The sequence below is a fragment of the Pseudomonas sp. 43(2021) genome (assembly GCF_017490805.1).
Taxonomy (GTDB): domain Bacteria; phylum Pseudomonadota; class Gammaproteobacteria; order Pseudomonadales; family Pseudomonadaceae; genus Aquipseudomonas.
In genome coordinates this window covers 19,676-33,976 of record NZ_JAFGYJ010000009.1, presented here as the reverse complement: position 1 = coordinate 33,976, position 14,301 = coordinate 19,676, and the positions used below count along the sequence as shown (strand labels likewise).

General features: G+C 62.9%; 12 protein-coding genes. 5 read left to right on the top strand and 7 right to left on the bottom strand.

The features are described from left to right. Positions 1–85 precede the first annotated feature (85 nt). The 3 genes from J5M71_RS10000 to J5M71_RS09990 form a co-directional block, all read right to left on the bottom strand. Entirely contained in the window at positions 86–832 is a 747-nt protein-coding gene (locus J5M71_RS10000; protein ID WP_207831874.1) for a phytanoyl-CoA dioxygenase family protein, read from the bottom strand. 54 nt (positions 833–886) lie between these two features. Continuing rightward, complete coding sequence (locus tag J5M71_RS09995; protein WP_207831872.1) at positions 887–1,330, bottom strand: carboxypeptidase regulatory-like domain-containing protein; 444 nt, start codon at positions 1,328–1,330, stop codon at positions 887–889. 125 nt (positions 1,331–1,455) lie between these two features. Then, the gene (locus J5M71_RS09990; RefSeq protein WP_063914122.1) at positions 1,456–2,322 is read right to left on the bottom strand and encodes a LysR family transcriptional regulator; all 867 of its coding nucleotides are present in this window, start codon (positions 2,320–2,322) and stop codon (positions 1,456–1,458) included. A gap of 107 nt (positions 2,323–2,429) precedes the next feature. Between J5M71_RS09990 and J5M71_RS09985 the strand changes: the two genes are divergently transcribed. Next, positions 2,430–3,815, top strand: coding sequence for an aldehyde dehydrogenase family protein (locus tag J5M71_RS09985; RefSeq protein ID WP_207831870.1), 1,386 nt, complete (start codon positions 2,430–2,432; stop codon positions 3,813–3,815). Between the two features lie 94 nt (positions 3,816–3,909). Here the strand turns inward: J5M71_RS09985 and J5M71_RS09980 are convergent, their stop codons facing one another. Both J5M71_RS09980 and J5M71_RS09975 read right to left on the bottom strand, forming a co-directional pair. Then, positions 3,910–5,820, bottom strand: a complete 1,911-nt coding sequence (locus J5M71_RS09980; protein WP_207831868.1) for an AAA family ATPase — start codon at positions 5,818–5,820, stop codon at positions 3,910–3,912. Positions 5,821–6,007: 187 nt separating this feature from the next. Further along, positions 6,008–6,907 (bottom strand): helix-turn-helix domain-containing protein, encoded by a 900-nt coding sequence (locus J5M71_RS09975; RefSeq protein ID WP_207831866.1) that lies wholly within the window; start codon positions 6,905–6,907, stop codon positions 6,008–6,010. Positions 6,908–7,090: 183 nt separating this feature from the next. Between J5M71_RS09975 and J5M71_RS09970 the strand changes: the two genes are divergently transcribed. The 4 genes from J5M71_RS09970 (at position 7,091) to J5M71_RS09955 (ending at position 11,865) form a co-directional block, all read left to right on the top strand. Further along, positions 7,091–8,449, top strand: coding sequence for a glutamine synthetase family protein (locus tag J5M71_RS09970; protein WP_063914126.1), 1,359 nt, complete (start codon positions 7,091–7,093; stop codon positions 8,447–8,449). A gap of 138 nt (positions 8,450–8,587) precedes the next feature. Continuing rightward, entirely contained in the window at positions 8,588–9,676 is a 1,089-nt protein-coding gene (locus J5M71_RS09965; protein WP_207831864.1) for a polyamine ABC transporter substrate-binding protein, read from the top strand. Positions 9,677–9,689: 13 nt separating this feature from the next. After that, positions 9,690–10,985, top strand: a complete 1,296-nt coding sequence (locus J5M71_RS09960; protein ID WP_207831862.1) for an FAD-binding oxidoreductase — start codon at positions 9,690–9,692, stop codon at positions 10,983–10,985. Positions 10,986–11,187: 202 nt separating this feature from the next. Further along, positions 11,188–11,865, top strand: coding sequence for a DUF3313 domain-containing protein (locus J5M71_RS09955; protein WP_207831860.1), 678 nt, complete (start codon positions 11,188–11,190; stop codon positions 11,863–11,865). 73 nt (positions 11,866–11,938) lie between these two features. Here J5M71_RS09955 and J5M71_RS09950 read toward each other — a convergent pair whose 3' ends face one another. Together J5M71_RS09950 and J5M71_RS09945 are read right to left on the bottom strand one after the other, a co-directional pair. Next, positions 11,939–12,805, bottom strand: a complete 867-nt coding sequence (locus tag J5M71_RS09950; protein WP_207831858.1) for an RHS repeat-associated core domain-containing protein — start codon at positions 12,803–12,805, stop codon at positions 11,939–11,941. Between the two features lie 45 nt (positions 12,806–12,850). Then, a complete protein-coding gene (locus tag J5M71_RS09945; protein ID WP_207831856.1) occupies positions 12,851–14,227 on the bottom strand; it encodes an L-serine ammonia-lyase in 1,377 nt (458 codons plus the stop codon). Positions 14,228–14,301: the final 74 nt, after the last annotated feature.

The following is a 14,301-nucleotide window of genomic DNA, read 5'->3' as shown; positions in this document are numbered from 1 at the left end:
CGACCAGATAACCAGAAAGTTGAAAGCGAGTTGCCACTATTGGCTAATTCCGTCTGCCAGCCTCTAGCCTGCCGAACAGCAGGACTCAGTCGTATTCCGCTTCTTCGTGTTCGCCCAGCAGACGCCTTTGCCTGGGTGTGGCCTCCTCCAGCACCTGAGGGTTGAAACGCCAGTTCAGGTACGGCGAAAACTTCTGCGCGACCATGCGCCGGCCGTAATGCACTTGCAGCATGTCGCGCTCGCGTGACTGGGTGCAGTTGGCCCCGCCGCTGTGCCAGACATCGCTGCGAAACACCAGCGCGTCCCCTGCCTTGCACAGCACCGGCTGGGCCTCATGGCCCTGCCAGTGTTGCTCGCCAGCCCGCGGTGGCCGCGCCGCACGGTGGCTGCCCGGTACAACCCAGGTCGGCCCGATGTGATGGTCGATATCGCTGAGGTACAGCTGCGCAGTCAGGATCTGCGCGGGCTGGGTGAAGTCACCACGCTCACTGAGCCAATCGGGCAACTGCATGGGCAGATGGTCCAGGTGCAGGGCCATGCCGGGGTAGCCCGGGTGGCTGCGCCAGGCGGTTTGCCCGATCACATGGCAGTCGGCGCCCAATGCCGCTTCGGCCAGGGCAATCAGCGGCGGCAGGTCGAGAAAGGGCAACCACAACGGGTTGCGGTTGAACACGCACTTGTAGTGTTCCAACAGCCCCTGGTAATCCCAGTGGATGGGCTGCAGGTCATCGATGGCGCAGCGCAACAAGGCGATACGCAAGGGTTCGAGCACACCGGGGAGCAACACATAGCCCCACTCGTCCAACATCTCCAGTTGAAGGTCCAGGCTCATGGCGATGCGCTCCTTTCAGGCAGGAGCACATCCGTACTCCTGCCCGTTTTTCCATCAACGCCAGTTCAAGCTAACGGTCGTGGGGGCCTTGCCACTCACGGTCACCAACTGTTGCACCGTCTCACCCTGGGCGTTGCCCGTAACTTTGTACTTGCCGGGAGGCAACTGCACGTACAGCAGCGGCCCGGCATCCACAACGCTGAGCACGGACTGGCCCTGTGCATTCTGGATGTCGACGTTGGCACCGCTCTGGAACTCACCTTCCGGGCCGGTGGAGAGCTCTACGTGCAGGTCATAGCCCGGGGTCTTGCGCAGGGCGTTGGCTTCATCCTGGCCGATGCCACCTTGCAGGTAGCGGATGCCGTTCTGCTCCTGCTGTTGCAGTTGCACGGCCTGCATGTTGATCGGGGCATTGAGGTCGGCGGCGGCGGCCAGGGTCCATGGCAGCGCCAGGGCGATCAGCAGCGCCGCGCCGAGGGCATAGTGATGGTTACGCATGGTACGACCCTCCTTTCGAGGATGGCTTACCTATTATCTGATCCTTCGGGCGTAACGGCGTTCGTGCTGATGCATGGTTGTCGGGATGAAATTTGCATCAATGGCGTAGGTTTTGCGTTAGAACATCAGCTTGCGCGCCCTTCTTCGAGCAATTTCACGAACATGCTCAAACTGCGCGACACCGTACCCCGTCGCCACACCAGCCAGGTTTTCAGGTAGCGGAAATCCTCCGACATCGGCCAGGCACTGACGGTGCTGCAACCGGGCATGTTGTCGAGCATGCTGCGCGGCATCATGGCCAGGCCGGCACCGGCGCTAACGCAGGCCAGCATGCCGTGGTACGACTCCATCTCGTGGATCTTGCCCGGCACGGCCTGGTCCTGGACGAACCAGTTCTCGAAGTGGTGGCGGTAAGAACAGTTGGCGCGAAAGGCGTAGATGCTTTCGCCATTGACGTCCTGGGCGCGGGTTACCGGGGCGTGGTTGAGCGGCGCGATGACCATCATTTCTTCCTCGAACACCGGCATGCCCTCCAGCGTCGGGTGCAGCACCGGCCCATCGACGAACGCCGCCACCAGGCGGCCAGACAGCACGCCTTCGAGCATGGTCCCGGAAGGCCCGGTGGACAGGTCCAGGTCGACCTTGGGGTAACGCTGGTTGTAGGCCGCCAGCAAGGCCGGGATGCGCACCGCCGCCGTGCTTTCCAGCGACCCCAGGGCGAAGGTACCTTGCGGGTCTTCACCGGCCACGGTCAGCCGCGCCTCGTGCACCAGGTCGAGGATGCGCCGGGTGTACTCAAGGAAGTTCCAGCCTGCTGGGGACAGGCGCAGGCGGCTCTTTTCACGGATGAACAGCTCCACGCCCAGGTCCTCTTCCAGTTGCTTGATGCGCGTGGTCAGGTTCGACGGCACCCGATGGATGTGCTGCGCGGCGGCGCTGATACTCCCCTGCTCTGCCACGGCCTTGAAGATCTCCAGTTGCACCAGGTCCACAGTCTTTCTCCAAACGTGAATGTTTCGCTCATTATTATTCAGTTTTCAATAAAGCCCTAGCCCACTAGTCTGGCGTCTCGGATCAACGACAACGAGAGTGTCCCGCCATGAGCGCGATCAGCAGCCTGACCCACGCCATCTCCCTCGACCCGTACAGCGGCGAGCAGATCGGCGCCTACCCGTTCGACACCGACGCCGCACTGGAAGCGGCGCTGCAACGCGCCAAGGTTGGCTACCGCCAGTGGCGCCAGGTGTCGCTGGGTCAGCGCAGCGAGTACCTGCTTGCCCTGGCCAGCACCCTCGAAGCCAAGGCTGAAGCCTTCGCGCAAATGATCAGCCACGAAATCGGCAAGCCGATCGCCCAGGCGCGCGGTGAAGTCAGCAAGTGCGTCGGCCTGTGCCGCTGGTACGCCGAGCACGGCCCGGCCATGCTCGCCCCCGAGCCGACCCAGGTCGAGAAAGCCCGCATCGAATACCGCCCGCTGGGCCCGATCCTGGCCGTGATGCCATGGAACTTCCCGGTCTGGCAGGTACTGCGCGGCGCCGTGCCGGCGATCCTGGCCGGCAACACCTACGTGCTCAAGCACGCGCCGAACGTGATGGGCAGCGCCTACCTGCTGGGCGAGCTGTTCAAGGATGCCGGCCTGCCGGAAGGCGTGTTCGAAGTGCTGAACGTGACCCCGGACGGCGTCACCCGCGCCATCAACGACCCGCGCATCGCCGCGGTGACCCTGACCGGCAGCGTGCGTGCCGGCATGGCGATTGGTGCACAAGCCGGCGCCGCGTTGAAGAAGTGCGTGCTGGAGCTGGGCGGTTCCGACCCGTTCATCGTGCTGGCCGATGCTGACCTGGACGCTGCCGTGAAGGCTGCGGTGATCGGCCGCTACCAGAACACCGGCCAGGTCTGCGCTGCGGCCAAGCGCCTGATCGTCGAGGAAAGCATCGTTGACGAATTCACCCGCAAGTTCGTTGAAGCGACCCGCGAGCTGAAGGTCGGCAACCCGCTGGAAGACAGCACCTACATCGGCCCGATGGCCCGTTACGACCTGCGCGACGAACTGGATGGCCAGGTCCAGGCGACCATCGCCGAAGGCGCCACCCTGCTGCTGGGTGGCCACAAGGTCGATGGCGTCGCCAACTTCTACGCGCCGACTGTGTTGGCCAACGTTACCCCGGACATGACCGCATTCAAGCAGGAACTGTTCGGGCCGGTGGCAGCGATCATCAGCGCACGGGATGCAGACCATGCGGTGGAGCTGGCTAACGACAGCGAATTCGGCCTGGCTTCGACCATCTACACCGCCGACTACGCGCTGGCCGAGCGCATGACCGCGGCGCTGGATACCGGCGGCGTGTTCATCAACGGCTATTGCGCTTCCGACCCCCGCGTGGCGTTTGGTGGGGTGAAGAAGAGCGGCTTCGGGCGTGAGCTGTCGCACTTTGGTGTGCGTGAGTTCACCAATGCCCAGACGGTGTGGCTGGACCGTAACTGATCCGATGCTTAGGGGCCGCATTGCGGCCCTGTGGGAGCGGGTTTACCCGCTCCCACAGGGATTTTGAAGGGCTGAAAAAGCAGCCCCAGGGGCCTCAATCGCGAACCTGGTCCTTGACCCAGTCCAGCATCCCCCCCGGCACGATCAGTTCATGCCGCGCCCGCGAACAGGCGGTATACAACCCCGCCAGCATCCGTGCCCGCTCATTGCGGTTCCCCGCCACTTGCGGCGCCACCATCAGCTCCGGCGACACCATTACCCGGGCGAACTCCATGTTCTTCACATCCCGCACCCGCCCCAGGAACAGCTTGGGCGCCTTGTCCCAGCGGTAACGGCTCTTGGCCCTGGCGAAGTGCTCCGGCGTGTAGCCCTTGCGCAGCATGTTGGCCACGGCAACGAACGCCTTGTCATCACCCTTGTCCTGCTCCAGCGCCTGCCAGCTGGCATAGCGGAACAGCATCGGGTGACGTGGCCGGGTGCCATGGCGGTACAGTTCGATGCAGTCTTCGACGAACAACTCGAAGTCCTTGCGCGCGCTTTTCAGCAGCACGAACGGCACGCCCTGGTGGGTCAGGCGCTGGAACCAGCCAAACAGGCCCCATTCATCGTCGACGATCAGCGCCGTAGGCTGTTCCGGCACGCTCACCGTGTCGAAGAAGCTGACCCGGGTGTAATGCTCGGCGCTGCCACTGAAGGCCGCCTGGATCGCCGCCGGGTGTGCCTGGATCAGCGGGTTGAGCACGTTGTCCATCGCCGGCCCGGCCCGCAGTGAATGGTCGATATAACGCTGGCGGATAAAGCCGCCATGGTGCGCGCTGAGACCGTTGAGGTTCTGCAGCTCGTCACCCAGGGCAATGATCGACTGCGGGCTGCGGTCGAGCACGGCAAGCATTGGTGCCGACAGCTCGTGGGCCTCATCGACGATGACATGGGTGTAGCGGCTGTCGATCACATAACCGGTCAGCGACAGCAGTTTGACCCGGTGGTAGTCGCGCACCGGCAACTGGATTTCCCGTGCCGACGGGCGAATCAGCTCCTGCCAGTACAACCGTGCCTTTTCCAGCAACACTTCCTGGTCCAGCGGCGTGGTCCCCGGCCCGGCCCAGGGCAGGTGGTGCAACTGCAACTGGGTGTCGGCGCTGTGGCAGAACGTACGCACCGCACGGATGCACAAGGCAACCACATCGCGTGCGGCGAGCGGGCCTATGTCAGGGATGGCCAGCCAACGTACCACCTGCGCATCCTGCGGGCGCCACGACAGCTTGGTACGGTACGGGTCGCGCAGGCGCCAGCCGTTGCCGGTGAGGTCGCGGTTGAGCAGCTCGTCGGCCAGCTGGCCAAAGGTCAGCGCGGTGTAGGCGGCGGCGTCCTTGACCCGTGCCTGCAGGGCGCGCAACTGGCCTTCGGTCAAGGCCAGCAACAGCGTACGCTGCGGCTCGAGCAGGCGGGCGAACTGGTGAATCAGGAAGGTCTTGCCGGTGCCTGCAAAGCCCTGTACCGCCACCGACTCGTCGATACCACTGAGGAATTCGCGCAACAGGCGGTTCTGCTGGTCGCTGAGCATCAGGTCGCTGGCCAGGGACGGCAGGTACACCGGGTGCAGCGGGGTTGCCCGCTGGCGGTAGCTGTCGGCGAACTGGAAGTTCCACTGGCCCTCGGCGTCCAGCAGCTCGTCGGCCTGGTACTCCACCTCGGTCGACAGCAGTGCGATACCGTTTTCGCCCAGCATGCCCAGGCCCATGGCGAAGGCTTCGCGATCGAAGTGCTGCGCCACCTGGCCCTGGAAGCGGCCGGGTGCGGCGCTTTCGACTTCGTTGGCAATACGCACGATCTCGGCAAAGCGGCGCTCCTGCGCATCCGCCGAGGCGATGGCGGGCTGGCGCGGCAGGTTTTGCACGAACAGCACTGCGGCGGCGTCGAGGACGCTGGCGGTGGTGAAGAAATCGGTGGTGGGCTCGCTGGCGAGGCGGTCGGCCTGGTCGCTGGGCAAAGGCAGGTAGAACATCGGCACCTCGGGTGGAATCAGGGCGGCACGATAGCAATTTTCGCGGTGGAATGCTGGGCTGTGTATGTCTGGGCCTGCCTCTTCGCGGGTGAACCCGCTCCCACAGGGACCTCACAATGCCTGGCCCCGAGGTGATCCTGTGGGAGCGGGTTCACCCGCGAAGAGGCCAGTAGCTACACCATCAAATTCAGCCCCTGCCCCGCTTCAAGGTCTCGCTGGGAAACTCCTTGAACAATTGCCGGTAACTCTCTGAAAACCTTCCCAAATGCCAGAACGACCAACGCATCGCCACTTCGGCGACGGTCACGCCACCGCCACGCAACAGATCGCGCCGCGCACCGTTCAGCCGGCGCAGGCGCAGCCAGTGCGCCGGCGTCATACCGGTAAACGCCTTGAACGCCTGCTGCAACTGGCGCAGGGAAACCCCCGCAACATCCGCCAGCTCCACCAGGTTCAGGGTTTCCTCCGGGCAGTCGGCCGCCCACTCGCTCACCCGGCGCATGATCGCCCGTTCCTCGTCACGCCGGCCCAACGCCACGCCCTGCAGGCGCTGGCAGGCGTTGTCGAGGATGAACAGGCAGTCTTCCAGCAGTTGCTCCGCCAGGGCCTGCCCCTGCAGCGGGCAATCGTCCTCGCCCAGGCGGGTCAACGTCGCGCTCAGCCAACTGCCGAACAGCGCATTCTGCCCGCTGCCCAGCGGCACCATGAACAACCCTTCCAGGCGCTGCGGGTCAAGCCCATGGCGGGCCAGGAAGGCCTGATCGAACACCACCGCCACTTCCTGGTAGTTCTCCGGCGTGATCCAGATGTTGCGGCTCTGTTCGTTCAGCAGGTACAGGCTGTTCTCGCTGCGGTCGAAGCAGAACGCCAGCGAACCGCTCGGCGCGCGGAAAAACTGCTCCACCCGGGTGTTCAGCCGCTCTTCGTAAACCTCCACCCCGTCCAGCCCCAGGCAACGCAGCTCACCGCTGAAATGCCCGGGCGACATTTGCCGGTACTGCTGCTGCCAGCCAGGGGTGGCACGTACTTGTTCGGTAACGTCGGTGGTGTGGAAAGCCTGGACTTGCAGGGCATTTGCGGTTGTCACGCTCGGTCCTAGTTGCACTCTTTTGGTGCATTCATTGCCGGAGAAAGTGGATAGATCAGCCTTGCTGGCTGCGACCAAGATAGTCTCCAGCGCGTCACCTGGGAAGCGGGACGCCTTCGAAACCACACAACGGTTTACGCCGGCACACTCGCTCCCACACTAAAACCCAACCAAGAGGTCTGTATGAACGCCCCCTTCGATCAGCTGTCCACCTGGCTGAAAGAACACCGGATCACCGAAGTCGAATGCGTGATCAGCGACCTGACCGGCATCGCCCGTGGCAAGATCGCGCCCACCGCCAAGTTTCTCCACGAGCGCGGCATGCGCCTGCCCGAGAGCGTGCTGCTGCAGACGGTCACCGGCGACTACGTTGACGATGACATCTACTACAACCTGCTCGATGCCGCCGACATCGACATGGTCTGCCGCCCCGACCCGGCCGCGGTGTACCAGATCCCGTGGGCGATCGAGCCGACCGCGATCGTGATCCACGACACCTTCGACAAGCAAGGCAACCCCATCGAACTGTCGCCGCGCAACGTGCTGAAGAAGGTGCTCAAGCTGTACGCCGACAAGGGCTGGCAGCCGATCGTGGCACCAGAGATGGAGTTCTACCTGACCCAGCGCTGCGAAGACCCGGACTTGCCGCTGCAAGTGCCGCTGGGGCGCTCCGGCCGCGCCGAAAGCGGCCGCCAGTCGTTCTCGATCGATGCCGCCAACGAATTCGACCCGCTGTTCGAAGACGTCTACGACTGGTGCGAGATCCAGGGCCTGGACCTGGACACGCTGATCCATGAAGACGGCCCGGCGCAGATGGAGATCAACTTCCGCCATGGCGACGCCCTGGACCTGGCCGACCAGATCACCGTGTTCAAGCGCACCATGCGTGAAGCGGCGCTCAAGCACAACGTGGCCGCCACCTTCATGGCCAAGCCGATCACCGACGAGCCGGGCAGTGCCATGCACCTGCACCAGAGCGTGGTGGACATCGCCACCGGCAAGCCGATCTTCGCCAATGAAGACGGCAGCATGAGCCAGCTGTTCCTGTACCACATCGGCGGTTTGCAGAAGTACATCCCCAAGTTGCTGCCGATGTTCGCGCCCAACGTCAACTCGTTCCGCCGCTTCCTGCCGGACACCTCGGCACCGGTGAACGTCGAGTGGGGTGAAGAAAACCGCACCGCCGGCCTGCGCGTGCCCACCTCCAGCCCCGAGGCGATGCGCGTGGAAAACCGCCTGCCGGGCGCCGATGCCAACCCGTACCTGGCCATCGCCGCCAGCCTGCTGTGCGGCTACCTGGGCATGGTCGAGCGCATCGAACCCAGCGCACCGGTGCAGGGCCGTGCCTACGAGCGGCGCAACCTGCGCCTGCCGATCACCATCGAGGACGCCCTGCAGCACATGGAAGACTGCGAGACCGTGCAGCAGTATCTGGGCAAGCAGTTCGTCCAGGGTTATGTGGCGGTCAAGCGTGCCGAGCATGAGAACTACAAGCGCGTGATCAGCTCGTGGGAGCGTGAATTCCTGATGCTGAGCGTCTGACCTTTCGCGGTACCTGTGGGAGCGGGTTTACCCGCGAATGCTGGGGTGCATTCAACGACGTATTCGCGGGTAAACCCGCTCCCACAGGGCACGAGCCCCTGCACCGAACTCGAAGAACAAGACCAACGAGGTGTCCCCATGCGTCATCTGCAAGCCCTGATCCCCGCCGCATTCACCCTGCTGTTCGCCACCACCACCCAGGCCACCCCCTCGGTCAGTGTGTACAACTGGACCGACTACATCGGTGACACCACCCTGGCCGACTTCCAGGCCAGCAGCGGGATCAAGGTGGTCTATGACGTGTTCGACTCCAACGAAACCCTGGAAGGCAAGCTGTTGGCCGGGCGCACCGGCTATGACGTGGTGGTGCCATCCAACCACTTCCTCGCACGCCAGGCCCAGGCCGGCGCCTTCCTGCCGCTGGACCGCAGCAAGCTGCCGAACTGGCAGCACCTGGACCCCAAGCTGCTCAAGCAGCTTGAACAGAACGACCCAGGCAACCAGTACGCCGTACCCTACCTGTGGGGCACCAACGGCATCGGCTACAACGTCGACAAGGTCAAGGCGGCCCTGGGTATCGACCATATCGATTCATGGGCAGTGCTGTTCGAGCCCGAGAACCTGAAAAAGCTCAAGCAGTGCGGCGTGGCGTTCATGGATTCGCCCGACGAACTGTTCCCGGCCATGCTCAACTACCTGGGCATGGACCCGCGCAGCGAAAAACCGGCTGACTATGCCAAGGCGGAAGCCCGCCTGCTCGAACTGCGCCCCTACATCACCTACTTCCACTCCTCCAAGTATGTTTCCGACCTGGCCAATGGCGATGTCTGCGTGGCCTTCGGCTACTCCGGCGACGTGTTCCAGGCCGCCAACCGCGCCGTGGAGGCGAAAAACGGCGTGAAAGTCGCCTACAGCATTCCCAGGGAAGGCAGCAACCTGTGGTTCGACCTGCTGGCCATCCCCAAAGACGCCAACAACCCCGAACAGGCCCTGGCGTTCATCAACTACCTGCTCGACCCCAAGGTAATCGCCAAGGTCAGCGCCACGGTCGGATATGCCAACGCCAACCCCGATGCCCAGGCCTACATGGACGCGTCGCTGGTCAACAACCCCGAGATCTACCCCCCCCAGGACGTGCTGGACAAGCTGTACATTTCCAGCACGCCGAGCCCGAAGATCATGCGCGTCATGACCCGCTCCTGGAGCAAGATCAAGTCCAACCGCTGAGTCGAGAACGCTCATGTCTTTCACTACCCAACACACCGCTTCGTACTATGCCGCCACGGCACGCAATGCGGCGCCCTACCCCAGCCTGGAGGGCGAACTGACCGCCGATGTGTGTGTGGTCGGCGGCGGGCTGACCGGGGTCAATACCGCCCTGGAACTGGCTGAGCGCGGGCTCTCGGTGGTGCTGCTGGAAGGCCGGCGCATCGGCTGGGGGGCCAGCGGCCGCAACGGCGGCCAGCTGATTCGCGGCATCGGCCATGACGTCAGCAGCTTTGCCCGGCATGTCGGCCAGGACGGCGTGCATTACCTGAAGCAGGCCGGCATCGACTCGGTGGCGCTGGTGGCCAGCCGCATCGCCCAGTACGGCATTGCCTGCGACCTGCGCTGGGGCTTCTGCGAACTGGCCAACACCCCTGCACAGTTCGCCGCCTTCAAGGACGAACAGGATGACCTGCTTGCACTCGGCTATCGCCCTCAAACCCGCCTGGTCAGTGCCGACCAGCTGCATGAAATCGTCGCCAGCGACCAGTACGCCGGCGGCCTGGTGGACATGGGCTCGGGCCACCTGCACCCGCTCGACCTGGTCCAGGGCGAAGCCCGCGCCGCCCACGGCCTGGGCGTACGCATCTTCGAGCAGAGCCCGGTGCTGCGCATCGAGCACGGCCCCCGCGTGACCCTGCACACGGCCCGCGGCAAGGTGCGGGCAAGCAGCCTGGTGCTGGGTTGCAACGCCCACCTCGATGAACTGGAGCCACGCCTGAGCGGCAAGGTGCTGCCGGCCGGCAGCTACGTGGTGGCCACCGAGCCATTGCCTGAAGCACTGGCCAGCAGCCTGATCCCGCAGAACATGGCGCTGTGCGACCAGAAGGTCGGCCTGGACTACTACCGTCTCACGGCAGACCGGCGCCTGCTGTTCGGTGGCGCCTGTCACTATTCTGGCCGCGACCCCAAGGACATCGCCGCCTACATGCGGCCCAAGGTGCTGAAGGTGTTCCCGCAACTGGCCAACGTGCGTATCGACTACCAGTGGGGCGGAATGATCGGCATCACCGCCAACCGCTTCCCCCAGGTCGGGCGCCTCAGCCAGCACCCCAATGTGTATTACGCCCAGGGCTATTCCGGGCACGGGCTCAACGTCACCCACTGGACAGCGAAGCTGTTGGCCGAAAGCATCGCGCTTGGCCACAGCCAGGGGCTGGACGTCTTCAGCGCGGTACCACATCTGACCTTCCCCGGCGGCAAGGCACTGCGCTCGCCGCTGCTGGCGCTGGGGATGTTGTGGTACCGATTGCGTGAGGTGCTGGGTTGAGTGCGCCTGGAGGTTTTCTGCGGCTGTGAGACCGAGCGCCGCGCGGGTGGCGCTCGGTCTCACAGCCGCAGAAAACCTCCAGGCAAACCCTTCCAGCCGCAACTTTTTACCTTTTCACAAAGGATTGGAACCTACCCACTGGCCAACTGTCACGCACCTGCTAGCGTTGTTCTGGCCGACCTATCATGGATGCATCTTCATCATGAAATCATTGCCCCGCATTACCCTGTTGTGCGCCGCACTGCTTACCATGGCCGCCTGCTCCAGCAATCGCGTGGACCCCAAGGACTATTCCGGCTTCCTCAAGGATTACAGCCGGCTGCAGGAAGCCAAGAGCCCTTCGGGTGACCCGGTGATGCGCTGGATCGACCCCAAGGTCAACGTCAACCAGTACAGCCAGGTATTCATCGAGCCCAGCCAGTTCTACCCCAAGCCGCAGCCGACGGAGGTCATCTCGACGCAGACGCTGCAGGAAATCACCCGTTACTTCAATGAAGCGCTGCGCCGTGAAATGGGCAGCGTCGTGCCGCTGGCCAAGGGCCCCGGCCCGGGTGTGATCGTGGTGCGCCCGGCAATCACGGCAGTGTCGACCAGCAACGAGGGCCTCAAGCCCTATGAAGTGATCCCGATCGCCTTGATTTCGGCCGGTGTGAACACTGCCATGGGCGGCCGTGACCAAGAGGTGGATGTCGGTGTGGAAGCTGCGTTCCTCGATGGTTCCAGCCAGAAGGTGCTGGCCCAGGTCGTGCGCAAGGGCACGGGGCAGGAACTGGAGAACAAGACCACAAAACTGACTTTGAATGACGTCAAGCCGGTGCTGGACGGCTGGGCCAAGGACATGCGCGCGAGCTTCCTGGCAGCGAAACAGAAGAACCGTTAGTCTTGCACCCAGCCATGGACAAACGGGGTTGCTTTGCAGCCCCGTCTTTGTACATTACTCCAGGCTACGAACTCTAATAGTCAGCTCTAGGCCCACGAATGAACGCTGCCTTTCGGTAAATGGAAGTGACAATGGCTTTATTATCCGAAGCAAAAACCCCTTGCCCAGTCGAGTGCAAACGTGGGTTATTCGCCGCATCGGGCAAATCTCCATATTCGGTCTTCATGTGATACCTGCCTGCTCCCCATTTGATAACTGCAGCTCCAGCAGTCCCTTTACCCTTCTGCAGCGTAACTTCCATAGCCCCGAATGGTCTCTCGACCTGAAAATACAGCCCGCCTTCCAGTTGAGGATCTTCTTTTATAGCGGCTTTAATCAAATGCTTTAGCTCCGGAGCTTTCAAGCCTGCCCGATCCATCGCACTCTTGACACCTTTTATAGATTGCCATGGCCAGCGAAAACACCCAGAAGGGTCGTGGAAATTTACCGGATCCCCGGAGCAATAGTTGTATGAGCCCAGACCGCCCCGGCCAAATGGGCTTTCAGTATCAGGGGAACAGAATCTCGTGAGCGTTACACTAAAAAACCGTTTTCCTAGACCAAGTGGATAACCGCCTCCGACTGGGTCACGCCATTGACCGTTGAAACCTGCCAGTGCTAATACCTGCTCCAGCAATGAAAAGCCATAAGGGCAGTAAGTAGCCCGCTCTCCCCCACCTCTTCTCCATGCAGCGATTACCGTATTGTTACCTGCAGTTTGCAAGAGTTTAAGGTCTTCAGACTGCTGTACCAGTAATTGACTACTCGCGTACAAAAGACGCGCCATTTCTTTTCCAGTTTGACACACCAGTTCCCGGCCAGAGTAAAACAGCAAATTACCTGTGTACTTTTGCAAAAAGCCATTCATAGCGGTGATATCCAGGATGATTGAGGCCATCATGGAAATATCGGCAACAGTCGGCAACTAGCATTTTTAACAGTCCCGTCAACACTCCACGAACGCAACAGCAAGGCCGCCGCGCGAGGTCTCCTTGTAGTTGGCGTGCATGTCCGCCCCGGTATCACGCATGGTGCGGATCACCCGATCCAGCGAAATGAAGTGCTCGCCGTCCCCCCGCAACGCCATTTGCACGGCGTTGATCGCCTTCACTGCTGCAATCGCATTGCGCTCGATGCACGGCACCTGCACCAGGCCACCCACCGGGTCGCAGGTCAGCCCAAGGTTATGCTCCAGGGCAATCTCGGCGGCATTTTCCAGTTGCGGCGGTGTAGCACCCAGCACCTGGGCCAGGCCGGCAGCGGCCATTGAACAGGCCGAGCCCACCTCGCCCTGGCAGCCAACCTCGGCCCCGGAAATCGACGCGTTCTTCTTGCACAGGATGCCTACCGCCGCTGCCGCCAGCAGGAAGTCCACCACATCCGCGTCGCACGCGCCCGGGTTGAACTTCATGTAGTAGTGCAGCACCGCCGGAATGATGCCGGCAGCACCGTTGGTAGGCGCAGTCACCATGCGCCCGCCGGCGGCGTTCTCTTCATTCACCGCCAGGGCGAACAGGTTGACCCACTCCATGGCACTGAGGGTGGACCCGATCACATTGGGCTTGCCCAGTTCCTGCAGGCTGCGATGCAGCCGCGCCGCGCGGCGCTTGACGTGCAACCCGCCAGGCAGGATGCCTTCATTGCGCAAGCCGTTGTCGACGCACTCACGCATGGCGGCCCAGATCCGCAGCAGGCCTTCACGTACTTCGGCCTCTGGGCGCCAGGCACATTCGTTAGCCATCATCAGTTGCGCCACGCTCAAGCCATGGGCCTTGCACAAGGCCAGCAACTGCGCAGCACTGTCGAACTCGTACGGCAGCGCCACCGTGTCCGCTTCGCCTGATGGCGCATCGATCTCGGCTTGCTCGACGATAAAGCCACCGCCCACCGAATAGTAGGTCTGGCGCAACAGGCTGCCCTGCCCGTCCATGGCTTCCAGGCTCATGGCATTGGGGTGGTACGGCAGGTTCTCGTCGAGCAGCAGCATGTCGCGGCTGTACTCGAACGCCAGCGGGTGGCTGCCATCGAGCATCAGGCAGTGCTCCTGCATCACCTGGCCAATGCGCGACTCGATAGTGGCCGGGTCGATACGGTCCGGCCACTGCCCCATCAGGCCGAGCAGGCAGGCGCGATCGGTGGCGTGGCCAACCCCGGTAGCTGACAGCGACCCGTAAAGCCGCACCTCGACACGGCTTACCCTGGCCAACAGCCCTTGCTCACGCAGGACTTGGGCAAAGGTAGCCGCCGCCCGCATCGGGCCGACGGTGTGGGAACTGGACGGCCCGATGCCGATTTTGAAAAGGTCGAAAACACTGATAGCCATGCTAATGCCTGACCGTACCCGGGTATGAAGCCGCAGCACGGTTATCTGGAAAAATTGAGCGGTATTGCGAAGTT